This is a genomic window from Bacillus amyloliquefaciens DSM 7 = ATCC 23350 (assembly GCF_000196735.1).
Classification (GTDB): domain Bacteria; phylum Bacillota; class Bacilli; order Bacillales; family Bacillaceae; genus Bacillus; species Bacillus amyloliquefaciens.
In genome coordinates this window covers 213,628-238,018 of sequence record NC_014551.1, presented here as the reverse complement: position 1 = coordinate 238,018, position 24,391 = coordinate 213,628, and the positions used below count along the sequence as shown (strand labels likewise).

General features: G+C 45.4%; 25 protein-coding genes and 1 pseudogene. 8 read left to right on the top strand and 18 right to left on the bottom strand.

The window, feature by feature from the left end:
• Window positions 1-51: 51 nt before the first annotated feature.
• Window positions 52-1,119, bottom strand: a complete 1,068-nt coding sequence (locus BAMF_RS21520; protein ID WP_013350883.1) for an iron-containing alcohol dehydrogenase family protein — start codon at window positions 1,117-1,119, stop codon at window positions 52-54.
• Window positions 1,120-1,191: 72 nt separating this feature from the next.
• Window positions 1,192-1,662, bottom strand: a complete 471-nt coding sequence (locus BAMF_RS21515; protein WP_014469668.1) for a helix-turn-helix transcriptional regulator — start codon at window positions 1,660-1,662, stop codon at window positions 1,192-1,194.
• A 648-nt stretch (window positions 1,663-2,310) separates the two neighbouring features.
• Between BAMF_RS21515 and hpaB the strand changes: the two genes are divergently transcribed.
• Window positions 2,311-3,756, top strand: a complete 1,446-nt coding sequence (gene hpaB / locus BAMF_RS21505; RefSeq protein WP_041481588.1) for a 4-hydroxyphenylacetate 3-monooxygenase, oxygenase component — start codon at window positions 2,311-2,313, stop codon at window positions 3,754-3,756.
• A gap of 54 nt (window positions 3,757-3,810) precedes the next feature.
• Here the strand turns inward: hpaB and BAMF_RS21500 are convergent, their stop codons facing one another.
• Entirely contained in the window at window positions 3,811-4,053 is a 243-nt protein-coding gene (locus tag BAMF_RS21500) for a DUF2651 family protein (protein ID WP_013350879.1), read from the bottom strand.
• A 335-nt stretch (window positions 4,054-4,388) separates the two neighbouring features.
• Between BAMF_RS21500 and glpT the strand changes: the two genes are divergently transcribed.
• Together glpT and BAMF_RS21490 are read left to right on the top strand one after the other, a co-directional pair.
• Window positions 4,389-5,723 (top strand): glycerol-3-phosphate transporter, encoded by a 1,335-nt coding sequence (gene glpT, locus BAMF_RS21495; protein WP_013350878.1) that lies wholly within the window; start codon window positions 4,389-4,391, stop codon window positions 5,721-5,723.
• Window positions 5,724-5,820: 97 nt separating this feature from the next.
• Window positions 5,821-6,705, top strand: a complete 885-nt coding sequence (locus BAMF_RS21490) for a glycerophosphodiester phosphodiesterase (protein WP_013350877.1) — start codon at window positions 5,821-5,823, stop codon at window positions 6,703-6,705.
• 101 nt (window positions 6,706-6,806) lie between these two features.
• Here the strand turns inward: BAMF_RS21490 and BAMF_RS21485 are convergent, their stop codons facing one another.
• Together BAMF_RS21485 and BAMF_RS21480 are read right to left on the bottom strand one after the other, a co-directional pair.
• A complete protein-coding gene (locus tag BAMF_RS21485; protein WP_041481587.1) occupies window positions 6,807-7,055 on the bottom strand; it encodes a DUF2651 family protein in 249 nt (82 codons plus the stop codon).
• Between the two features lie 550 nt (window positions 7,056-7,605).
• Window positions 7,606-9,224 (bottom strand): annotated as a pseudogene (locus BAMF_RS21480) (APC family permease).
• Between the two features lie 184 nt (window positions 9,225-9,408).
• Here BAMF_RS21480 and BAMF_RS21475 point away from each other — a divergent pair.
• On the top strand, window positions 9,409-9,669 hold the full coding sequence (locus BAMF_RS21475) for a hypothetical protein (protein ID WP_013350875.1): 261 nt from the start codon (window positions 9,409-9,411) through the stop codon (window positions 9,667-9,669).
• Between the two features lie 45 nt (window positions 9,670-9,714).
• On the opposite strand, the gene BAMF_RS21470 is transcribed toward BAMF_RS21475, so the two are convergent.
• From BAMF_RS21470 to BAMF_RS21415, 12 genes are all read right to left on the bottom strand, one after another.
• Window positions 9,715-10,413 carry a YqeB family protein gene (locus tag BAMF_RS21470; protein ID WP_013350874.1) on the bottom strand — a complete coding sequence of 233 codons (699 nt, stop codon included), beginning with the start codon at window positions 10,411-10,413 and terminating at the stop codon, window positions 9,715-9,717.
• A gap of 110 nt (window positions 10,414-10,523) precedes the next feature.
• On the bottom strand, window positions 10,524-10,772 hold the full coding sequence (locus BAMF_RS21465; protein ID WP_041481694.1) for a sigma-G-dependent sporulation-specific acid-soluble spore protein CsgA: 249 nt from the start codon (window positions 10,770-10,772) through the stop codon (window positions 10,524-10,526).
• 93 nt (window positions 10,773-10,865) lie between these two features.
• Window positions 10,866-11,324 carry a DUF4879 domain-containing protein gene (locus BAMF_RS21460; RefSeq protein ID WP_013350872.1) on the bottom strand — a complete coding sequence of 153 codons (459 nt, stop codon included), beginning with the start codon at window positions 11,322-11,324 and terminating at the stop codon, window positions 10,866-10,868.
• A 121-nt stretch (window positions 11,325-11,445) separates the two neighbouring features.
• The gene (locus tag BAMF_RS21455; protein WP_013350871.1) at window positions 11,446-11,625 is read right to left on the bottom strand and encodes a hypothetical protein; all 180 of its coding nucleotides are present in this window, start codon (window positions 11,623-11,625) and stop codon (window positions 11,446-11,448) included.
• A 13-nt stretch (window positions 11,626-11,638) separates the two neighbouring features.
• Window positions 11,639-12,781, bottom strand: a complete 1,143-nt coding sequence (locus tag BAMF_RS21450) for an ABC transporter permease (protein WP_013350870.1) — start codon at window positions 12,779-12,781, stop codon at window positions 11,639-11,641.
• The gene (locus BAMF_RS21445; RefSeq protein WP_013350869.1) at window positions 12,778-13,965 is read right to left on the bottom strand and encodes an ABC transporter permease; all 1,188 of its coding nucleotides are present in this window, start codon (window positions 13,963-13,965) and stop codon (window positions 12,778-12,780) included. Before BAMF_RS21445 ends, BAMF_RS21450 begins: the two co-directional genes overlap by 4 nt.
• A 9-nt stretch (window positions 13,966-13,974) precedes the next feature.
• Window positions 13,975-14,910 (bottom strand): ABC transporter ATP-binding protein, encoded by a 936-nt coding sequence (locus BAMF_RS21440; RefSeq protein WP_013350868.1) that lies wholly within the window; start codon window positions 14,908-14,910, stop codon window positions 13,975-13,977.
• A 138-nt stretch (window positions 14,911-15,048) separates the two neighbouring features.
• Window positions 15,049-15,693, bottom strand: a complete 645-nt coding sequence (locus BAMF_RS21435) for a response regulator transcription factor (RefSeq protein WP_013350867.1) — start codon at window positions 15,691-15,693, stop codon at window positions 15,049-15,051.
• A gap of 4 nt (window positions 15,694-15,697) precedes the next feature.
• A complete protein-coding gene (locus tag BAMF_RS21430; RefSeq protein WP_013350866.1) occupies window positions 15,698-16,810 on the bottom strand; it encodes a sensor histidine kinase in 1,113 nt (370 codons plus the stop codon).
• Between the two features lie 13 nt (window positions 16,811-16,823).
• Window positions 16,824-17,537, bottom strand: a complete 714-nt coding sequence (locus BAMF_RS21425; RefSeq protein ID WP_013350865.1) for a YjjG family noncanonical pyrimidine nucleotidase — start codon at window positions 17,535-17,537, stop codon at window positions 16,824-16,826.
• A 91-nt stretch (window positions 17,538-17,628) separates the two neighbouring features.
• A complete protein-coding gene (locus BAMF_RS21420; RefSeq protein ID WP_041481586.1) occupies window positions 17,629-19,014 on the bottom strand; it encodes an amino acid permease in 1,386 nt (461 codons plus the stop codon).
• 424 nt (window positions 19,015-19,438) lie between these two features.
• Window positions 19,439-19,870, bottom strand: coding sequence for a MarR family winged helix-turn-helix transcriptional regulator (locus BAMF_RS21415; RefSeq protein ID WP_013350863.1), 432 nt, complete (start codon window positions 19,868-19,870; stop codon window positions 19,439-19,441).
• Window positions 19,871-20,065: 195 nt separating this feature from the next.
• On the opposite strand from BAMF_RS21415, the gene BAMF_RS21410 reads away from it, so the two are divergent.
• The 3 genes from BAMF_RS21410 (at window position 20,066) to BAMF_RS21400 (ending at window position 22,088) form a co-directional block, all read left to right on the top strand.
• Window positions 20,066-20,470: a CidA/LrgA family holin-like protein gene (locus tag BAMF_RS21410; RefSeq protein ID WP_014469649.1), complete on the top strand. Its 405-nt coding sequence runs from the start codon at window positions 20,066-20,068 to the stop codon at window positions 20,468-20,470.
• Window positions 20,440-21,132 (top strand): LrgB family protein, encoded by a 693-nt coding sequence (locus tag BAMF_RS21405; protein ID WP_013350861.1) that lies wholly within the window; start codon window positions 20,440-20,442, stop codon window positions 21,130-21,132. The genes BAMF_RS21410 and BAMF_RS21405 overlap by 31 nt, the downstream gene beginning before the upstream one ends.
• A 110-nt stretch (window positions 21,133-21,242) precedes the next feature.
• Window positions 21,243-22,088 carry an aldo/keto reductase gene (locus tag BAMF_RS21400; protein WP_013350860.1) on the top strand — a complete coding sequence of 282 codons (846 nt, stop codon included), beginning with the start codon at window positions 21,243-21,245 and terminating at the stop codon, window positions 22,086-22,088.
• Window positions 22,089-22,138: 50 nt separating this feature from the next.
• Here the strand turns inward: BAMF_RS21400 and BAMF_RS21395 are convergent, their stop codons facing one another.
• Window positions 22,139-23,305: a DUF4885 family protein gene (locus BAMF_RS21395; RefSeq protein WP_013350859.1), complete on the bottom strand. Its 1,167-nt coding sequence runs from the start codon at window positions 23,303-23,305 to the stop codon at window positions 22,139-22,141.
• Window positions 23,306-23,439: 134 nt separating this feature from the next.
• Between BAMF_RS21395 and BAMF_RS21390 the strand changes: the two genes are divergently transcribed.
• The gene (locus BAMF_RS21390; RefSeq protein ID WP_013350858.1) at window positions 23,440-24,321 is read left to right on the top strand and encodes a hypothetical protein; all 882 of its coding nucleotides are present in this window, start codon (window positions 23,440-23,442) and stop codon (window positions 24,319-24,321) included.
• Window positions 24,322-24,391: the final 70 nt, after the last annotated feature.

Below are 24,391 nucleotides of genomic sequence, written 5' to 3'. Positions count from 1 at the left end.
CTCATTATAACGGAAATATTCAAAAAATAAAGACAAGATAGATCATAAGCTCTATCCTGTCTTTTGCGCTGATTCGAGCGATTCAATCGCCGCTGACACGTCCTTCTCGCCATATTGCCCCATTAAGCATAATGATTCTTCCGCCCGGCAGGCGTGAGAAGCGATGCGTCGCTTGGCTTCCTCACGGCTGTCACGGATGCCGAGATCAAAGAGACTGACGGGAAATCCGAGCCGGCGGTAAAACGGAAGCAGCTCTTCAATCTCATGACTCCGATTCTCAAGCGCGAGCTGCACCAATATGCCGTAAGCAACCTTCTGGCCGTGCAGCACCTGATGTGTCTCCTGAAGAAAACTGAGCCCGTTGTGCACCGCATGCGCCCCTGCCATCCTGCACAAACGGCCTCCATACCCGCCGACCGTTCCCGCAAGCATAATGATCGTTTCCGCCGTATGGATGAACGGCAATGACAGCCTGCCTTTCTCCATGCTTTCGACGGCTGCTTCACTGTAACGCAATAACAGATCGCGAATATATTCCGCCTGTCTCAGCCCCGCCTGAGCCATCAGCGGCGGCGCCTCCGTATTTCTGATGACCGCCTCAGCCTCATACCATTTCGCCAGCGTATCACCGATCCCGCTTTTCATATATTCAATGGGAGAGGAAAGCAAAAACAGCGGATCAACAAGCGTCAAATAGCTGGAACGCTTATGATAATCCACTCTGATAAAATTGCCGCTCTCATCATACATGACACTTAACGGTGTACTTGCCGCACACGTACCCGCAATGGAAGGAACCATCACAGCCTCAATATCAAGCCGGTCTGCCGCCGCTTTTGCCAAATCCAAAATCGTGCCGCCTCCGATACCGATGATCACATCCGCACCTTTCGCCTGCTCACAGACCTTACGCACCGCCTCAGGTGAACAGTATCCTTTATGCTGAATCACATCCCAGGAAGAACCCCCGCTGTAATCGGCAAACGCCTGATAGGACTTGATTCCGGTCACAATAACGGGTTTTCTGAATACCTCCGACAGCCCGGGAAGTTCTTTTGCGATCCCTTCCTTGCATATGTACTGATTCGGGCCGCTTCGCACGATATCTTCAGGCTTCATTCGAATCTCTCCTTTGGTTGGGATTTACATGTATTTTCCCACTTGTCAGAAAATACATCAACCGGAGGTGCGTCAGCGCTTCGCTTCCTCCGCCTCCAAAAACAGCTCATCAAGCCGCTCTAAAGCATCCGCCTTTTCAAAACTGCTGAACCACAAATCATCATAAGAATCGAGGATGCGGTAATGATGGGAAATCAAATGCTGCTGCAAGCGGAACTCGCCTTTTTTCTCGATGGCTTTCCACCACACCCTGCCGCCCATCGTCTTCCCCTTCGGCCTGTCAATTGTTCGGTGAGCAACCGCTTCAATGACCTCCAGCGGATCATCTCCTAATACGGATTGCAGTGTTTCACTTGATCTGAAAAGCGCGCAAACCGCTACAACATGCGGCCATTCCGCGAGCGCCCGCCCTTTCTCAATCTGCACCAGCGCCTTTTTAGAAAGGCCGATCACATCCGCCATTTTTTCTTGTGTATAGCCTCTCTCCGACCGGATTTTCTTCAGCTGGACCGAGACAAGCTCAGTCATATAATCTTGATCCATCTCAACCTCCATATTTATCAATATAGCCATTTTACACCGCGGCACGCCTTTTTTATATCGGAACATCTTTAAATGAATCAAAAGAAGCGGGAAAAAAGTGATGATAAGCATGAAGCAGACTAGGTCTTGTAAACATGATGAATTGTCTTGAAGAACAGGATACCGAGAAGTTATTCAAGCTGAAAAAAACAGTTTTCCAAACCTGACTTCTCATTATTTGATTTTATGAAATGGATTTTTATCGGAAGCATTATTGCCATGTTTCTGACAGCACTTTTCTCAGGTCAAGTCAGCTATGTTCATGTTCCCCGCCTCTTTCCGTATCTCCTGCTTTTTTTATTCGCCAGAGGCTTAATGTATCTTACAAAACTGCTGAAACTGTACAAAAAAGGACCTTTGCACTCAATTCCTCACTTTACAAAAAACGCTGAAAACACCCGTATCACCGGAATGATAGACTTCGTCCTCGAACAAAGATACAAAGACATGATCAGTTAAAAACCCCCTCTGCGTAAGGGGTTTTTATTATGCAATCATTTCAGCCTCCCTAGCCGAAAAAGGCTCTTCCCCTTTGGAAATAACCGGAACACCCCATTTCGTTTTCAATATAATGAGGTAGTGGATCTGTAAAGAAAGAAGGGCGACATGATGGGTATCATTAATGGCAAAATGTTTATTGACCGATTAAACCGGCTTGAGAATGAAATTTGGCTTGACGGTGAAAAGATCGAGGGACACATTTCTGAACATCCTGCATTTAAGGGCCTTCTGGAAACGAAGCGCTCTCTTTATGATTTGCAGACGAAACCGGGCTTAAAAGACCAGATGACTTACAGTCTTCCCGGTAAAAAAGAACGGGCCGGGCTTTCATACCTGCAGCCGAAAACAAAAGAAGACTTAAAAAGAAGAAGAAAAATGTTCGAGCACTGGGCCAGGCACACGCATGGAATGATGGGACGGAGCCCGGATTACATGAATACCGTGCTGATGAGTTTCGCCTCTTCTGCCGCGATTTTGAAAGACCGGGATCATTGTTTTCCTGAACATGTTCAGGCGCTGTACGAACGCGCTGTTGCACAGGATCTTTCTTTTACGCACACGTTTATCACCCCCCAGGTAAATCGTTCGCAAATGGGTGTAAACGTGTCACCTGCCCCTATCTCGGCAAAAGTCATCGAAAAAAATGAAAAAGGCCTCGTCATTCACGGCGCCCGGCTTTTGGCCACACAAGGCGGCCTGACAGATGAAGTGCTCGTCGTTTCTCTGCCTAAGATGTATTTTGAATCGGATGAAGCGTTCGCTTTTTCAATCCCATCCAATACAAAGGGAGTAAAATTCATCTGCAGGGAATCTTTCGTACTGGGAAAATCATCATTTGATTATCCGCTCAGCTCCCGATATGAAGAAATGGATTCTATCGTTGTATTTGATAACGTTTTAGTCCCTTGGGAACGCGTATTTTATTATGATAATTACGATGCGGCTTTTGATTTTAATATGAAAAGCTCTTTTAACGCCTTCGCATTTCATCAAGTCATCACGAGACAAATCGTAAAGACGGAGTTTCTCCTGGGCCTTGCCCAGACGATTGTCGATACGATAGATGTCAGCGAGTATCAGCATATTCATGCAAAGATGGCTGAGATCATCACCGGTCTGGAAACGATGAAAGCACTTTTGGAAAAGTCGGAGAATGATGCGGAAACGGATGAATGGGGATATATGCGACCGAGTGTCATTCCGCTTCGTATTGTCAGCGCGATTTTTCCTGATATCTACCCGCGGTTCACGGAGATCATTCAGCTGATCGGGGCAAGCGGAATGGTGACTTTGCCGACTGAAAAAGCGTTCCATTCAGATATCAGGGGAGACCTTGACCAATATTTACAGGCGGCCGAATTGAACGCTGAGGATCGGGTGAAAGTATTCCGTTTGGCATGGGATTTGACCATGAGCCCCTTCGGCACGAGACAGACACAATATGAACGATACTTCTTCGGAGACCCCGTCCGCTTAACCAGCCATCTGTACAGCACGTATCCGAAAGAAGAACAGGCCGCTGTCATTAAGGAATTCCTGCACATTCATAAATAAAACAAAGCAGAGCCTCATCTCTGCTTATGATAGCTGGATCGGCTGCCGCCGATCCTATTTTTTATTTTGTTTGATCACCACCATCGTAATATGGGATAACGCGAATGAGACAAGCGTGTACACAACGGCCCACCCGATAAACGAGTAATTCAATACGGTAAAGGTGCATATAAGGCAAACGGCCAAAGCGGCAGCCGGCATAATGAACGCGTTTTTAAACAGATACGTTCCGGCGACTGACAAGATGATGATACAAAGCGGCAGAACACCGAACGCAAAATCCAATTCATCAATCAACAGATGCACTCCCTTCGCTTTTCTTAAATCGGCCTAACACATCTTATGCCTGAGTACAAAAACGAGTACTTCAAATCCTTTCGCGTTCCGGCTGATATTCCCTTCGGTTATTTATTCAAAAAAATGAAAACTTTTCATAAAGCGTTTACAATCACGCCGGACTGTGATAATTTAAGAAAGCGCTATCATATACAAGTTAATAATTTTTGGATGGAGATGAGGAGAGCCAGAAAAACCCGCCCTTTTACGAGGGTGATTTCTGGTTCTTTTTGTCATTTTCAAGGAAAGGAGTCATACATACATCATGATAGACGTTCAGCAAAGGGGAGGATATGATGTTTCAATTGTTCAAGCCGGCTCCGCATATTGAGAGATTGGATGATTCAAAGACGGATGCGGCCTATAAACGGCTCAGGCTGCAAGTATTTTTAGGGATTTTCATCGGATATGCCGGGTATTATTTGCTTCGCAAAAACTTTGCCTTCGCCATTCCTTATCATCAGGAACAAGGATTTTCAAAAGGAGAACTTGGCTTGGTGCTTGCGGCCGTATCAATCGCTTACGGCTTCAGCAAATTTATTATGGGGATGGTGTCTGACCGCTGCAACCCGAGATATTTCCTTGCGACAGGTCTGTTTTTGTCAGGTGTCGTAAACATTTTATTTGTTTCCATGCCATGGGTCACTTCAAGTGTGACGATTATGTTCATTTTTATGTTTATTAACGGGTGGTTTCAAGGAATGGGCTGGCCGCCTTGCGGACGGACGATGGCTCATTGGTTTTCCATCAGTGAACGCGGTACGAAAATGTCGATTTGGAATGTCGCCCATAACATAGGCGGAGGTATTCTCGCCCCGCTCGTGACACTCGGCATCGCTATGTTTGTTACTTGGAAAAGCGTGTTTTTCTTTCCGGCCATCATAGCCATTGTCATTTCATTTGTGATTGTTCTTCTCGTTCGGGACACTCCGCAATCATGCGGGCTTCCGCCGATTGAGGAATACCGGAATGACTATCCGAAACATGCGTTTAAAGACCAGGAAAAAGAGATGACGACCAAAGAAATTCTGTTTAAATACGTGCTGAATAATAAATTTCTGTGGTATATCGCATTTGCCAATGTGTTTGTTTACTTCGTGCGGTACGGTGTTGTTGACTGGGCGCCGACCTATTTGACGGAAGCGAAAGGATTCTCTCCTGAAGATTCCAGATGGTCTTATTTCCTTTATGAATACGCGGGAATTCCGGGAACGATTTTGTGCGGCTGGATCAGCGACCGGTTTTTCAAAAGCCGCCGCGCACCTGCAGGCGTACTGTTCATGGCCGGTGTATTTATCGCTGTATTGGTTTATTGGCTTAACCCTGCCGGTCATCCGCTCGTCGATAATATCGCGCTTATCAGCATCGGGTTCTTAATCTATGGACCTGTCATGCTTATCGGGCTTCAGGCTATTGACCTTGCTCCTAAAAAAGCGGCGGGAACGGCAGCCGGCTTAACCGGGTTTTTCGGCTACATCGGAGGCTCCGCTTTCGCCAACGCCATCATGGGTTATGTCGTAGACCGCTTTGACTGGAACGGAGGCTTTATCATGCTTGTCACCTCATGCTTGCTGTCCATCGTCTTCTTGGCAATGACGTGGAATACAGGCAAACGGGCGGAGCATGCGTAAGAAAACAACATAAAAGATTAATATTTTTGCAGTACAGGATTTACAACTATCTTCTACGCTAGAGACAGATATTGATTTTTTTAAGGGGGAAGAAAACATGCGGAAACATAAGTTGTTTGCTTTGGTTTTGCTTTCATTCGGTTTATTGTCATTCATCGTCACGCCTGTATCAGCAGCGGGGAAAGGAAATCTCTTGTCTCCTGACAGAATATTGACCATTGCCCATCGAGGTGCTTCGGGATATGTGCCGGAGCACACGATCCTTTCTTATGAAACTGCGCAAAAAATGAAGGCTGACTATATTGAATTGGATTTACAAATGACAAAAGACGGCAAGCTGATCGTCATGCATGACGAAAAACTGGACCGCACCACAAACGGACACGGCTGGGTGAAAGATCATACATTAGCCGAGATTCAAAAGCTCGACGCCGGCTCTTGGTTCAATAAGGCCTATCCGGAAAAAGCAAAACCGCAATACGCGGGACTTCGTGTACCCACACTTGATGACGTGTTAAAACGATTCGGCAGACATGCAAACTATTATATTGAAACAAAGGCGCCTGAAACGTATCCGGGTATGGAAGAAAAGCTGATCGCTTCACTGAAAAAGTACAAGTTGGCAGGAAAGCATGCGAAACCCGGACAAGTCATCATTCAGTCTTTCAGTAAGGACAGCCTTCTGAAAATCAAAAAGCTTGATCCGAAACTTCCCGCCGTCCAATTGCTTGAAGCGGAACAGCTGACTTCAATGACTGACGCAGATTTAACGGACATCAAAACATATGCCGTCGGAATCGGGCCGGATTACAAAGCGCTGAACGCTCAAAACGTCCGGAACATACGCAGCCACGGACTGCTGCTGCACCCTTACACCGTAAACAGCGAAGCGGACATGCGCCGTCTGCTGAATTGGGGCGTAACCGGTGTGTTTACCAACTATGCGGATATATTCCAAAAGGTCAAAAAAGAATATAAATAATGAAGCCGCATGGGTTCGGAGATGATGCCGAACCCATGTTTTTTTGCCCGATAAAAAACCTTGTGGGACGTTTACCGCAAGGTTTGCATTAAAGGATATAATTATTTATTTCTATTATCTATTTTCTTTCTTATACTATTTGTCATATATGATAATACTATTGATATTAAACCATAGACAACAACCCATCCCCAGAAGGATAGATTAAAAACAGTGAACATTAATATGACTGAAACAACTATACTGACAAGCGGCATTATATACACCTTTTTGAAAATATAAGTGAATATAATCGATAAGACGATAATAGAAAGCGGTAAAATACCAAAAGCAAGATCTAGCTCATCCATTATTATTCTCCTTTGTGAATTTAATTTCCCTTATGTATACACACTCTGCTGTCTAGCCATTTAAAAAATGTATCTAATCACTCCCTACTTCTTTGTTTTTCTTAATCATAAAAAAGTCATATTCAGAAACATGGGCATTGTTAATCATTTTTTCAAGATCTCTGATAGGAGTATATTTTAATTTTTACCATACCTGTTTAATTCTAACAATAAAATTTCAGACTCGTCAAAATAAGTGAATTTTGCTTGGTTTTCAAATTTTGTCGATCTATTTAACGGGATTTTTTCCCGGCTTCATACTTTTCAGATCGAAAGTATTAAGTATTGAATTAGCTGCCAAATGATAGAGTGTCATTTTTCACAACAGTTATTGATAAGGCAGAGAAATCATGAGAAAAAAGAATACTGGTCTTGATTGTTCTGTCGTTAGGCTTGCTCATTCATCGACACGCCTGTATCGAGCCACATGGGTTCGGAGATGATGCCGCATCCATGTTTTTTGCCCGATAAAAAACCTTGCGGGACGTTTACCGCAAGGTTTGCATAATCATTATTCTTTTCCGGCAGCGGCTTCCGCCTGTCCGCCTTTTAATTGATCGTTGATTGCTTTGCGTCTTTCAAATACTCCGTTTGGTATCCGCTCTTAAGCGCCCACGTATAGAAAACAAGGGCAACGATTGCGATCAGTCCCATATCCCATCCGTACGGAATGATGTCCAGACCGCCGAATTTTTCACTTCCGAGCCATGAAATGACCATCATGCTGAGCAGATAGACAACCATCCAAACGCCGCCTTTAAAGTTTCGGCGGAATCCTTTCCACTTCGCTTTCGCTTGGTAGTAGAAGTAAATCGGAAGGCCGATCAAAATGATAAACAGCACCTGCCCCGTTAACGGCCAGCGCGCCCAATACAGCACGAGAGACGCGAATACGAAGCCGAGCGGAGCAACCACGCTGAGGCCTTTCAGACGGAGAGGCCGGTACAAATCCGCAGCCGTCCGCCGCAGCGTCATAACGGTCACAGGACCCGTGATATAAGAAATCAGTGTCGCAACGGAAATGATTTCAGCAAGCACACCCCATCCTCTGAATAAAAACAGAAAGATAAACGATACGATCAGATTAAAAATCATCGCTTGGCGCGGCACGCCGTACAGCGGATGAAGCTTTCCGAAAATGCTCGGCATATACTTATTTTTTTCCATGCCGTAAATCATGCGGGACGTCGTAGCGGTATAGGTGATACCTGTTCCTGACGGAGATACGAACGCATCCGCATAAAGGATAATGACAAGCCAGTTAATATTCAACGCGATCGCCAAATCGGCAAATGGAGAGTTAAAGTTCAGGTGACTCCAGCCGTGAACGATCATTGAAGGTTCAACCGCACCGATAAACGCGATTTGCAGCAGGACGTAAATGACGGTTGCGACCAATAACGAACCGACAACCGCAATCGGAATCGATTTGCTGGGATTTTTTGCTTCTCCGGCCATGTTAATCGGGCTTTGAAACCCGTTAAACGCAAACACGATACCTGATGTGGCCACCGCCGTCAGCACGCTCGCCCAGCCGTTCGGCGCAATGCTTGCCCCTGATGTGAAGTTTCCGCCGTGAAAACCGGTAAACAGCAAAGCCCCGATTGTCAGCCCCGGAATAATGATTTTAAAGATGGTAATCAATGAATTCGCCTTCGAAAATAAGTTAACTGTCCAATAATTCAGTAAAAAGTAAATAATCAGCAATACAGATGCAAAGCCGAGCCCCTCTCCCGTAAGTGTGCCGTTGTGAACAAGATTGCTTGTCCATTTGGCCCAGTCCCACGGCCATGAACTCATATATTGAACAGATGCCACCGCTTCCACCGGAATAACGGAAACAATCGCAATCCAGTTTGCCCACCCTGCAATAAATCCAATAAATGACCCATGAGAATATTGAGTGTATTTAACCATTCCCCCGGCTTCCGGGAACATTGAACCCAATTCACTGTAAGAAAGTGCGATAAACAGAATAACGATCATACCAATAATCCAGGAAATAATGGCGGCAGGTCCCGCAATCTGAGCAGCCCGCCATGCCCCGAATAACCAGCCGGAGCCAATCATCGACCCAAGCCCGACCATCATGAGTGCAAACGTTCCCATTCTGCGATGTAATTGATTCATAAAGTTAACACCTTTCACATAAAATATGACTTCAGCACTATCATATATTTATAATATTATTCTGAAAATAGATTTGTCAATCTTTATCGCATTAAAGCGGAAAGCCAAAATTCCCCTTCGATGTTTAAACAGCCGCCAAGCGGGAATAAATACTGCAAGCCAGAAATAGAAAGGAGTTTTTATTATGAAACAAAAACTGCTCATTTCAGGACTTGCCGTGTCGACTGTCGGAGTGACTTCCTATCTGCTCAAAGATAAATCAAACCGCCAAAAGGTGAAGAGCTTTATCCGCAATATGAAAACATCGCTTTCCGGGAAGCACGATATTGAATCATTTCCCGTCAATAAAGCAGGCAACCCGCATCCCGAAGATATTGAAGATAACAAAATGGTATCCGAAGGCTCCATGTACCCGGTTCAATACTATGATGACAAGAAGAAATAATCTGTTTCCAAGCTGCCCGGCCGTATAAAACGGCGGCAGCTTTTTTTATGCAGACGGCGTTTTATAGATCCGCCAATATTGGCGTGACCCTTGATCCCGCACGGTAATGCCCAGTTTGGAGATTTCAGCTTTCAGTTCTTTCGCATCAGCCTTCTCATCCTGTTTCAGCGCTTTTTGTCTCGCTTTTAAAAGAGCATTGGCCCCCGGCTCCAAATCCGGCATGTCCGGCACCCACCGTTTGTATTCATCTTTAAAAGGATCTTCCGTCCCCAGCCAGACATACCCATGCCCGCGAAATGCATCAGCTGCTTTTTCAACGGCCGGCTCAAGCTTTTCCCGAAAAAGCTCCTGCCCTTCAGCCCCCAATAAAACAAGCTGCTTTTGATCCGTAAACACACCGGAAATGCTGTCTTTTGAAAACACGCTTTCTTCATTATGTATGGTTAAGGACACCTCTCTATCCGTTACGACTGCCACAAGACTTTCTTTAAAAGCAGCCCTCGTCAGCCAGATCCCTCCGAATAAACCGATAACGGCGGTCACAGCCGCAGCCTTCCATCCGTGAAAAGAAGCGATGATTCCAAGCGGCCCCTGAAATGGCAGCCAATCCAATGAAACGGCCCATTTCGCAATGACCGGCAGAAACCATCCGATGACCAGCCCCACTAATGGCGGCACCAGAAAAACCAAAGCTTTCTCAACTGATGACAATTCAAGTACCGTCTGTTTTTTTATTTCGTTCATTTTTCTCCTCCGTCTGTTTTTGTCACAACTATCCATTATACAAAGATTTGGATGATACTGTAAACTGTTTCCAAACAATAAAAAAAAGCCCCCGTCAGCCGGGAGGCTTTTTAAAACAGAAGCTCATATACTTCATTCAATTCCATTGTGCGCTTCTCATCCTGCTCGTTCTCAGCATATTTGATTTCCTTCTCAAGCACCTGATTTAACGCATCCATTTCCAGATCATTAAGATCTTTCACAAACTCACCTTCATTTGCATAATGCTTCACCTGCAGCTTTTTATAAATCCCGCGGCAAACGTCATGCTCCAAATGGTTTGAAAGCGACTCGCGCAAATACCCGAGTGTCTTGTCCATCATGTAAGCCCTCCCTCTTCTTTAAGAATAGCTTCCCGGAAAGAGAGAAAAACTATACATAAAAGCCCGGCATCTGCACACCGGGCGTTTGTTTTAATTCTGTACCTGAATAGAGAAAAATCCGCTGCTTAACGGTGTATACGGCCCATTCAGCCCCGTTGCGGAGAAAGAGAACGTTCCTGAACTGACATAAGAAAGAGGAACGCTGTAATATTTAATGTAGCCTGTAATGATATTGCCGTTTTTCGTATATTCATCTTCCAGCGCTTTTGACGTAAGATTTGTAATATTCGTCCCGTTGTTAAACGCCTGAATCGTGTTATTGTTCGGATACCCTTGGAAGTATACCGCTAAATAACCCGTAGTGCCCTTCATCGGTTTTGATGCGCTGATTTGGTTCGGCCCGATATTTTCCCATTGATAATTCTGTCCGTCAGAGGTCACTCCGATAATACGGATTTGTGTTAAAGCAGGAGCCGGCGCCGCAGACGCTGACGGGGCCCACAATCCGCTTACCAGCATTAAAACAGCGGCAGCCGCGGCAAATAACATAACGATTCTCTTTTTCGGTTTCTTCCTCCCTTTATCATATTTTCATAGAACACTTACTATTTTACATGATTTACAAGGAAAAAGATTACATTTAGGTGAATAGTCCGGAAAACTTTGTGAACTAGATATGAAACGCTCTGGAAGCACCATTGATAATGAGAAAGATGCCGCAGATTCTTAACACGATCCTTGAACTTCTGTCATCTTTACCGAAAAAGGTTTTTCCCAGTTTGCCGATCCATACGTTCATTGCGGCTCCCGCGAGCATTTCTATTATTCCGATTACTTCTGCCATATACAAAGCAGTCATCCTCCTAACCGTGTTTTTTCATATTCCGGCTTATCAAATAAAGTGACAAGGCCAGAAACACTGCGCCGGCAGCAAGAAACAGGCTCAGCGGCGCAATCTGCGTGCTGCTGCCCCCATTGTTTTGAAACGCGCCGATCGCCCATTTTTCAGGCGTAAACAAAGACAACGTCCGCATGTACTCCGGAGCCGAATCTAAAGTGAAGAAGGCCCCTCCCAATAAACCCGTGACAGCTATAAATACGGAAGCAAGCGATGTGAATTGCTTTTGGCTTTTCATAAACGGTATTACCGCCATCGTTACAGAAGTGAGCGCAAATGAGCAGGCCGCAAGCACCGCTCCCGCAGCAAGAACGTGATCGGCAAAACGGATATGCAGCATGAATTTTCCCGCAGCGAGAATCACTATAATATGCAGAAGTCCGAAAAGATACGCCGCCGCAAACTTAGAGATGGCATATGCCGTATAGGAAACGGGCGTACTCAGCAATCTTGCATATGTATGATTTTCTTGTTCATCTATAAATGACCGCAAGCTTTGGACCGCAACGAACCAAATAAACATCACTAAAAAACCGATGAGCCTGCCGGCCGCTTGTCCGCCTGCATAAACGTGATGGCGGTCAACTGTGACGGCAGAACGGTCCTGAATATCCTTCAGCAGATCAGACGCCGACTGCTTCCCGTCAGAGTGCAGCGTCCGGGACATCACCTTTGCATCGCGGACTATTTTTTTCAGGGTTCCCGCCTGCTGGGCAATCAGCTGCTCTGTCAAAACAGCATCACCCTTTTCTTCATTCTGAATAAATGAAACATTCAATTCGTCTCTGGAAAATAATGTCTCTTCAAAATGAGAGCCAATCAGCAATCCGAAGGAAATATCCTGATGATTGACTTTTGTCTTTAAAACGTCCTCCGTTACCTTCGTGACTTTTACATGGCCGGCTGTCTGAATCATTTTCATAAATTGTCCCGAGAAGACACTCTGATCCGCATCAGCCACATATACTTCCCTCTGCTGACTGTCATCCGCAGAAAAGGAAAAGAAATAAGTCAGGAGGAGCGGAACGGAAATCGTCGCAAAGATGGCGGCCCGATTTTGCAGCATCAGTTTCAGCTGATGTCTGATCATGAATAACAGCTGCGTCATGAAACAGCCTCCTTCCGCTTAAACACCCATATGGTCAAACATAAAAACACAGCGCCGATGGCAAAAAGCTCTGCCAAATCCGCCGAAATACCGCTCAGACCTGCATGCTGGGTGACACTTACATAGCTGTTTATGGCTTTCCCGTTCGGTATCAGCTCCTGCACGATTTTCAAACTGTCAGGCAGGCTTTCCTTTGTGATAAAGCTTCCGCCTAAAAAACTGAATCCATACAAAATGGGAGCCGCCATGCTTGAGACGGTCTCGTGGTTTTTTGCAGTAACCCCCCACAGAAGCACAATACTGCCGATCGCAAAAGAATAAACGATCGTAACCAGCAATATCTCAAATAAGTTGCCCCATTTTACCTGATACAAGATGCTGCTTACGATGATGACGGCAGCCATTTGCACAAGGATGGCAAACATGATTCCCAAAAGCTTGCCCGCCACGTACTGTATATGTAAAACAGGCATTGATTTGATTCTGAATAACGTGTGCTGCTGTCTTTCTTCCACTATGCCGTGAATGAGCGCAAACGCGGTCATGATGGAGAACATGACGACCATCGCGATTGAATAATACTGCATCGCATCAATCGGAGCCGCTTGATTGCCGGCCGTCCGTTTCGGTATGGTGACAGCCTGTTCATGTTCACTGGAAAGGCCGCTGATTATGCTGCTGACATCCTTCTTTGACAGATGTCCCGACTGCTTCAGCACCGCTTTTTCCTCACTGTTTTCCGCTTTTAGTCTGGTAACAAACGAATCGGCCATCATTTCAACAATGTCTCCGTTTACAGAGTCTTGTTGGTCTGAGATGACTTTGATACTTGTTTTTTTATTGTTTTCTGCCGCTTTTGCAAACCCTTTCGGCACGTATACAAAAACGGAGACTTTGCCGCTTTCGACAAGCTGTTTCCCTTCTTGATAACTGCTTATGTCTATTACACGGATAAGATCATTTTGTTTCAGAACGTCATTCTTTAATGCGTCTCCTAAAGAACTCTCCGCGTGATCCGCATTATAAAACGCGGTCTTGAATGACTTCACTTTCGAATCGCCGTGAAAAACTGTTCCTAAAATAAAAATCATCAGCGCCGGAAACAGAATCAGTTTTATATAGAAAGACTTTTCCCTGGTCAATAACCGAAAATCTAATAAAATCAGCCTGAATAATGTTTTCATGACGCCCCCCTATGAATCCCGCAGCGTTTTGCCGGTAAGCCGGAGGAAGATGCTTTCCAGATTCGCTTCCTCAAAATGAATGCCCTTGATGGTGATACCGGTTTTTCTGATATCATCCGCAATATCAAGGATATTCCGATCTGCCGCAGAAACGAGCATAGAAATATTCTGATGGCTGACGGCAGCCTCAGACACACCGGGAATGCGGCGGATTTTTTGAACGGCCTCATCATTCAGATCCTCTGTATTCACAATCAGGGTATCAGAGGCTTTTGCTGACTGTTTCAATTCGTCTTTCGTCCCGCAAGCAATGATTGAGCCGTGATCCATGATCGCCGCTCTTTCACAGAGATATTCGACTTCTTCCATGTAATGGCTCGTGTAGATGACGGTCATCCCTTTTTCTTGATTTAACGTCTTAACGGTTTCAAGAATATGGTGTCTGGATTGCGGATCAATTCCGACGGTCGGTTCATCTAAAATGAATAGTTTCGGTTCATTCATTAGAGCAGCGCCGATATTCACCCGTCTTTTCATACCGCCTGAAAATTCAGACACTCTTTGGCTGCGCTGTTCCTTTAATTCGATGATGTCCAGCACTTCATCAACCCGTTTATAGAGCTCCTTACCGGAAAGTCCGTACAGACTCCCGAAAAAAGCCAAATTATCCTTTGCGCTTAACGCTTGATATAAGGCTATTTCCTGCGGGACGACACCCATCACTTTTTTTATGGCCGCAGGCTGTTCCTGTAATGGTGTTCCGTCAATGCAGATTGTTCCGCCCGTCGGTGAGAGCACGGTGCTGATCATTGACACCGTTGTTGATTTTCCGGCGCCGTTCGGCCCCAGCAGGCCGAATATTTCCCCTTTTTCGACGCGCAGCGATATATGATTGACGGCGGTGAAATCGCCGTACTTCTTTGTCAAATCGGTTAATTCGAGCATTCGTGCAGCACTCCTTGTATCATGTCTGCACTTATTCTACTCTTTGAAATTCTTGTTTTCTATTCACTTTCGTACTCGATATGGATATTACTTTCGTCATATGTTTGAAGAGAAAAAGAGAGGAGGGTGAAGCGGGGGTTATATCATTTTTTGCAAATATAATGTAAGCTCGGTTCTGTTTGTGACTTCAAGTTTGTCGAGGATTCTGGATACATAGTTCTTCACGGTGCCCTCAGTCAGAAACAAGTCTGCGGCAATGCGTTTATTGCTTTTGCCTTCCATAATGTGCTTTGCCACATCAAGCTCTCTCGGCGTGAGAATCTCCGTCAGATTTGATTTCGGTTCCTCCTGCACGGCAGGGATGTCCATATGATTGAGCGCTTTTACGACTTGAACCGTGACTTTGGGGTTCAGCATCATATTCCCTTCACAAACGGCTTTAAGAGAGGCGACAATTTCATCTGAATCAGCATCCTTCAAGATGTAACCGTCAGCACCGCTTTTCAGCCCGGCAAAAATATAGTGTCCATCTTCAAACGTTGTCAGAATGATGACTTTCACAGACGGATATCTGTCTTTTACCGCTTTTGTCGCTTCGATTCCGTCCATGCCGGGCATTCTGATATCCATCAAAATCACATCAGTTTCGGTTTGCGGAAGCAGATTGAGAACTTCTTCGCCGCAGGAAGCTTCTCCTGATACTTCAATTCCTTCGTGGAGGCTCAGGATCATTTTCAGCCCCTCTCTTACAATAGACTGATCGTCTGCGATCATGACATTCACTTGATCATTCCTCCTTGCACGGAATCCTTATTTTCACGTCAAAACCCGTTTCATTTCCGGAAGAGAAAACGGCTTCTCCGCCAAGTGCGGCCGCTCTTTTTTCAATTCCTTTCAGACCGTTTGATTTTATGATCGTTCCGCAGGCTGAGCCGTTATTATGAATATGTGCCGCTATCATGTTCCGGTCTTTTTGAATCCGGACGGAAACATATGAAGCATGTCCGTGCTTCATCGCATTCGTAATCGTTTCCTGAACGGATTGATAAAGACAGTGCTTCACATCCGGCTGTGCCGCCTCTATGGCTGCATCCATCTCAAGCTCGAAGCGTATGCTTCCCGCCTCTTGAAAATGGCTGAAAATGTCACGGAGCGCTTGTTCAAATTCCCGCCCCGACAAAGAGCCCTGCAGCAGCGTAACCGCCTGGCGTAGCTTCAAAATGGACTCTTTCGTAAGATCATGCGCCTTATGAATGAGTTGATGCCCGGCTGTCTTCCCGGCAAATTCCAAATTCATTTTCAGAGCAGCCAGATAATGACCGAGCGAATCATGCAGCTCCTGCGCAATTCTTGTTCTTTCTTTCGTAACGGCCAGTTCCTCAATGCGGTCCGAATATTCCTTCAATGTGGCGTTAGCCGTCTTCAGCTCTCGGTTCAGCAATTCAACCTTCGACTTCTCCTGCAGATTTTTCCGATATAAATAAATCACCGCAAACATGATGAAGTATGGCAGCACAATATCACTGACACCCGCTCCGGCGGCATATAAAGCTCCGCCAAATGCGGCGGCGTTCACCGTTACCAAAACAGCTGAAATCTGATGATCAGTGATAAGGACCTCCACCAATAAAAGCACCATTATGGCCTGCGTTCCCGCACAATAGACATTGTATAGCAGAAATCCTGCCATCACGTTGCTCAGAAGAAAAGATCCGTGATATATGGCGGGCCGTCTCTTCATATATATCGGCCGCAGACAGTCATTAGCCGTCAGCAGCACCACGAGTGCAGACAAAAAAACCTTCAGATCCCCCCGGCCGGAAGGAAGCTGAAGAATCGTATGAAAGATGGACAGTAACGCAAAACCCCTGATCAGTAACTTCGTATGTGCAATCTTCATCCTAATCCTCTCCTTACAGATGAGCGGCGGCTTTTCGTTCTACTTTCAATACATCATACAGCTCATCAAGCGATTGAATCTCATACGTCGGGATGATCCCGGACTCATTTTCTTTCTTCCCGGGATTAAACCAGCATGTATCAATTCCCGCCATCTGACCGCCTTTTATGTCCGCGCTCAATGAATCGCCGATAATAAGCCCGTGTTCGGCAGAAAAACCGGGAATTCTCGCAAACACATAATCAAAGTATTCCTTCATCGGCTTTTGAAAACCCGTATCCTCAGAAACAAACACATCTTTAAAAAACGGATACAGACCGGAGTCGCCCAGCCGCTTATATTGTGATCGCGACACCCCGTTTGTCACAATGTATAAATCAAATGAAGGACTCAGCCTTTCAATCAGCTCATAAGCTCCGTCTATCATCTGGTGCCCTTCTTCTAAGTATTGGCGGTACGTCTGATTCATCAGCACGCCGTCCGCTTCGAGGCCGTATTCTTTAAACAAAAGGGCAAACCTTGTATTCACCACTTCATCGCGGGTCATTTCACCCTCTTCAAACGCCTTCCACAACCCTTGATTTAACGCTTTATAACGGGCCTCCACCTCTGCCGTCAGGTCCAGCTTTGAACCTTGAAACAATTTTTGAAGAGCATCGGTTTCTGAAGCGGTAAAATCCAGCAGCGTATTGTCTATATCAAATAATAACGTACGGTAGTGACTCATCGATGTTTCCCCCGGTTCTGCTTTTTTATCCAGTATACCACTCGCGGACAAGCCGAAAAAGACACCCCTTTAAGAGAGGTGTCTTTTTGAGTTATACAGCGTCTTCTATTTTCGATTCTTCATCAGGCATGCGCTTGCCGATGCCGAACGCATAATAGCTGACCGTCACAATCGCCAGAAAAATCACCCCGACGACCAAAGATATCCGCGTATCTTTGTTAAACCACATGCCGACCAGCACCATCAATAAGAAAGCGATCGCCAAATAGTTTGTCACTGGCGCAAAAGGCATTTTAAACGGGTGCTTATCAAGCTCAGCGCCCTTTGCTCTTCTGAAACCGAGATGGCTGATTAAAATGACGAACCACGGAATCATTCCCGGAAGCACACTCGCGCTGTAGACATAGACAAAAATTTTCGGAGGCGCGATATAGTTCAGGACGACACCGATCACAAGTCCGATTAATACTGCAAGCGTACCGAATATCGGAACACCGCTCGAAGAAACTTTCTTAAAAAATTTCGGCGCCTGACCGTTCACGCCCAATGTATAAAGCATGCGTCCCGCGCTGAAAATCCCGCTGTTACAGCCGGACATCGCAGCGGTAATCACAACAAAGTTAATCAAGCCGGCCGCTGCCGTAATTCCGACTTTCGCAAATGTCGAAACAAACGGACTGCCGAGTGAGTGAAGCTCATCCCACGGATACACGGTGACGATAACGAAAATCGCACCGATGTAGAAAATCAAAATCCGCCAGATAATGCTCTGAATCGCGCTTCGCAGCGTTTTTTGAGGGTCCTTCGCTTCCCCCGCCGTAATCCCGATCAGTTCGACCCCTTGATAAGCCGCAATGACCAGTGATAACGCAAAGAAAAATCCGGAAAACCCATTTGTAAAGAAACCGCCGTGCGACCATAAATTAGATAATCCGATCGCATGGCCGCCGTTACCGAAACCGAAGAAAATAATCCCGATTCCGGCAACAATCATCAGAATAATGGTTACGATTTTGATCATGGCAAACCAAAATTCAAACTCACCGAAAGATTTTACCGAAATCAAATTCGCCGCACCGAGAATGGCCATGGCGATAATGCCGGGAATCCATGCAGGCAGATCAGGAAACCAATATTTCATATACGAACCGACGGCGATAATTTCAGACATCCCGACGATCACCCATTGAAACCAGTTGCTCCACGCCGTCATATAGCCGGCTAACGGATGTATATACTTATGGCCGAATGTCGCAAACGACCCTGTACTCGGCTCTACATAGAGCATTTCGCCCATCGCACGCATGATAAAAAAGATAAAGATACCGGAGATCGCATAAGCAAGCAGAACGGACGGCCCGGTCCATTCAATCGTGCTGGATGACCCCATGAATAAACCGACACCGATCGTGCCGCCCAGCGCAATCATCTGGATATGACGCGCGCCTAAGCCTCTCTTTAATTCTTTGTTTGCCACTTCGCTTCCTCCTCTTAACAGCTCAGATATATGTGAAATAATGAAGCAGAAGGTGCACCTGTTTGAACCTAACTCAATCTTCATTTCCCGCAATATTAGAAATATTCTATCTTCCTATTGTTATATAATCTCTAATTTCCTTATCTCATCATAATAAATTTTCGTGGAAAATACAATTGTTTTTTTCAGGTAAACACCTTACACCCTAAACCAGAATACTCAAATTAAAGCGTTTTCATTTTAATAAATTATGAATATTAAGATAATAAAAGCTGCAATCTCCGAGAAACACTATTTCCCGGGATAAATGTTTTCCGCCCCCCATTCTATAAAATTTTTGCTAAAGCAGAATGGCGTAAAGCCTTCCCTCTTCCATTCTCCTTCATATACGCCATAATCCTGCTTAACCGGGAAAAATCATTCACTAATCGATAAATGCCTCATTCAGCCGCAGCAAAAGCCTGCCGAACATTTCTTTTTCATCGCCGGACCAATCATCAAGCATGCGTTCATATCGATCAAGTCGCATCTTTTTATCAGCTTTTAACCTCTGCCTGCCAAGCTTCGTAATCGTAAAAAGACTGACCCGCCCGTCAGAAGGATCGGATAAACGCTGGATCAGCTCCTTCGCCTCCAAGGCCGCGGCCTGGCGCGACAATGTAGAAATATCAAGCTTAAAGGATTCGGCCAATTCCTTCACACGCGCCGGTCCGAATTCATCCAGCTGCCGTAATAACAAATACGAGGCCCTTTCCAGATTTCCGATTTTGCGGTCGGAGTTATCAAGATAAACAGCCCTCCTAATAAAAGTGGTGAGCTCATATTCAATTAATTCAATCGGATCTTGTTTTGACAAACGGCTTCACTCCTTACAATTGACATCAGCAATATTAGTTGTATAATACAAACATATGCACATTACTCAGAAAACATATAGAAATTTTTTGCATACATATATTTGTATAGTACAAATATATGCACCAAAAGTAAAGAAACTTACCGAAGCAACAAGAAAGGGGGAAGCTGCTCTTCTCCAAAGAACAGCATCGTCGTGAAAGTCATACGCATCATATTGCAAATCATTATTTTATTCGCATTTTCCTTTATCGGGGGAGCCATTCAGCAGCTCTGTCATCTGCCCATTCCCGGCAGCATTATCGGTTTGATCCTGCTCATCATATGTTTATCGGTTAAGATCATTCCCGTCAAAATGATTGAAGACGGAGCGGGATTTTTGCTGTCTTTTCTTCCGTTGTTATTCATTCCGGCCATGACGGGGGTCATCAATTATCCGTCACTGTTTTCCGCAAGCGGAGTGGCCCTGTTTTTGATCGTTGTGCTGAGCACTCTCGTCACAATGATCGCCGCAGGGTACGCCAGCCAGCTGTTAGAGCATAAAGCCAATCAGAGAAAGGAGAAAAAGAAGTGCAGCAAACATGTATCGCAATCCTTATAATTTTGTTTACGGCCGCCGCCTATCTGGCCATGGTGAAATTATATGTGCGCTTTCCTTATCCCTTTCTCATACCCGTTCTGACGACTACGATTTTCATAATCGCTGTGCTGCTTGTTTTTCATATTTCGTATAAAGAGTATATGATCGGCGGACAATGGATCAATTCACTGCTCGGCCCGGCCGTGGTGGCTTTGGCATACCCGCTTTATAAGCAGCGCCGTATGTTAATCAAGTATATGTTTCCGATTATCGGCGGCGTGCTGGCCGGTTTATTCTCCGGAATGGTCAGCGGCCTGTTATTTGCAGAACTGTTCGGCATCAGCCGGAGTTTGATTTTGTCAATCATTCCAAAATCAATCACAACTCCGGTCGCCATTCAAATCGCATCAGGAATCGGCGGGGTCCCTTCCATGACAGTCGTGTTCGTCATGATCGCAGGGTTTTCCGGCGTCATCTTAGGCCCGCTGCTTCTCAAGTGGATCCGCATCCGCAGTTCACTCGGAAAAGGAATCGCATTCGGGAGCGCTTCCCATGCGCTCGGCACCTCAAAAGCGATGGAATACGGAGAATTAACAGTCTCCATGAGTTCTGTTTCCATGACGCTCTGCGCCGTATTAGGGTCGGTCTTCGGCCCCGTCGTTGCATGGATGTTTCAAATATAAAGCTGGCGGTTTTCCGTCAGCTTTTTTCATGTGCAGGTCATCTCACTTTCTTCCATTATTATGTTTCATTTGTAAGATTAATGGTAAAGTAGAAACCAAGGAGGGATTTAATGATGACTGCAGCAATTCCGCAAAAGAAACTGCTGGATGGGACAAGCATTCCCGCGATCGGCTTCGGTACATACGCTCTTAACGGGAACAACGGCGTTCATGCCGTCAACAGCGCCATTGATATCGGCTACCGCCTGATTGACACTGCTTATAACTATGAAAATGAAGGGATGGTCGGTGAAGCCATCCGCAGAAGCTCAGTTCCGAGAGAACAGTTATACGTGACGTCCAAACTTCCGGGGCGCTACCATGAATATGACAAAGCGGTACAGACAATCCAAGAATCTTTATATCGCGCCGGTCTGGATTACTATGACCTGTATCTTGTCCACTGGCCGAATCCGAAACAAGACCGCTACACGGAAGCATGGCAGGCACTGATTGATGCGAAAAAATGGGGCCTGATCCGTTCCATCGGCGTCTGCAATTTCCTGCCTGAACACATTGAACGGCTCGAACGTGAAACCGGCGTAAAGCCAGGCATTAACCAAATTGAATTACATCCCGCTTTTAATCAGCAGCAGCAGCGTCAATGGCATGAGGAACAGGGCATCGTGACAGAATCATGGAGCCCGTTATCCCGCGCCGGAGAAGTATTGAACGATCAAAAACTCGGACAGATTGCGGACAAATACGGCAAAACCATTTCTCAAGTCATTTTACGCTGGCATATCCAGCTGGGCGCCATCCCGATTCCAAAATCAGCATCGCCCGAACGCCAGCTTGAAAACATCTCCGTTTTTGATTTCTCCCTTGATGAAAACGACATGAAGATCATCGATTCGCTTACCCGCCCGGACGGACGCATAAATGGCCAAGACCCGGCGGAGTATGAGGAATTTTAAGAAGACGAATAAAGAAAAGCTGACGAAATCCATTCGTCAGCTTTTTAATTTTATATACGCACGCCCAGCTGCCGTTTCCATTCAGAAAGCCAGTCCGTACCCCCTGATCCGTATTGCTTGCGTTGGCCGACGTCACGCAGAGACCCGTCTCTATAATCAATTGACAGCACCAAATCAGGAATGGCATCATACCCCGTTCTCGCCAGCTTCGTGAGCCCCTGTCCGTAATGGGCGGCTGCTTCTGCGGCCGTATGTTTCAGCAAAGGATCTTGCTGCAGCGCTTCTTTATAGACGTCTAAAAGGTCGCGGCCGTCTTCTGTGACGTACTTTCCGTTCACGATCTGCAAGTCTTTCAGATGATAGCCGGTCACCTCATACATTTCCCGAACAACTTGATATTTCTCATACGCTTCTGCCGTAAACTGCGAGGAATCATCACTCCGGCTCCGAATGATGTGCGCAAACAGCTCTTTGCTGTTTTCCCCAGAGTTTAAGACGGCTTCAATCTGCTTAGTGAGCTCTTCATCGTCCGTTCCGCTCACTTTTAACAGATAATCAATCGGTGATATCGTAAATGTAAGGTTCGCGCCCTCCGGAATCTGAATATGATTCCGATGGAAAAGCATCTCAATCTGCTGATTGACCTGCCCGCGCTGAAACACCTTTTCATTTTCTCCCTCAATCTCTCCGCTGAGCGTTTCACCCCGAAACGCCGCATCACGAAAATCATAGCTTTGGGCTTTCCCCTTAAACAGCCATTCCGTTTCATTATGATAAGCGGCCTGACGCTCTGATTCCGATAAATCACTCCTGAAATAAGGAGAATTGGCACGCTGATATTTGTCCTTAATATAACCTAAAGGATCAGGCTTTCGTTTATTGATTTCGTTGATACGGCTGTACTTCTCATTAAGAATCTTACTCGCAATATCACTCTCAGACTCATACGGATTATTGGCTTGAATCACCGTCTCATTCCCATTATCCGTCATCGTTTTCTGATTTGCGGATTGATATAAACGGGACAGGCTGCTCCCTTTCTCAGTGACACCGCTCGTTGAATAATTCACCTGGCTCAGATCGCGGCTCCCGCCTGCCTGAATCAATAAGCTGTCCGTTCCTTTTGCCGCATCTTTCACATTTGTTTTGGAAGAATACCGCTGAAGCACTTGCTGAGCCATTACTTGATTTTTTATATATCGAGCGTTTAGGCGCATGTTTTTAACCTCCGCTTGAGATGATGTTCTAGTGTTTTTATCGGCTGTCTTCCAGTATATTTTAACCTTAAATAACAAATGTTTACATAGCTAATGTTTTTATGTATGATGTAGTCAAAAAGGGGGATTTTTCCATGAAGAAGTGTATATTGATTCTATTTGTCAGTGTCATCGTTTTATCAGGCGCATTGTTTGCATCTTCACCTTCAGCCTCTGCGTCTCAAAAGAACTCGTTACAAATAAGCGCCATTACAGGAAATCATTCATTTGAAACTGCCAATCCAGCAGGCTACTGGAAATATAAAAATATTGATACTGCCATATTGCCAAAAGGGGAAAAAGATTCGTATTTCACTTTCACGGCAAATAAGGGAGAAAGACTTTATGTCAGGAGTTCAACAAGAAGTGAATACAAGGGAATGGACATTGAAATTTATAATAAAAATAAAGTACTGATCAGTAAAGGCACAGAAGTGATAAATCCTGATACGGCACTGCCTTTTATCTATGCGAATACAGATGCGAAAGAAAATAACGAGACGTTCTACGTGAAAGTGTCCCGCGGCTCCTACACTGACGATATGTACTTTACACTCTCCATTTACGACCGAATCAAATCCGGCAGTGAGACTTTCTCATTCAGCGGCACAGCTGAAAATAAAGGAAATACAAACCTCAGTCCGAATGGATCAGATTCAACTGTTCTTAGACTCGACTTAACCAAACAGACAAGCATTCCAAGAGACGCCACAGTGAAAAGAATCAACACCACCGCAACCCAAACACCAAGCCAAGGAAATACAAGCCACTACATGATGTCGGAAGAAAATAAAGTGTGGCACCGCGCACTCGCAAACAGCTCCACACAAGGAAATTACGGTATTACACTGGATGATAACCTCTCAGTCTCAAGCATCTGGAATTTTAAATACAACACCCTTGCAACAGCAAAATCAACTATGAAAAATGTAAAATTGAAGATTGATTATGAGTACGATGTGACAACGCAGTTTTAATTAGAAGAACAGCCGCCCATTGTGCGGGCGGCTTTCTGCTTGGAATTTAAGTAAATTTATGAGCCCGTGC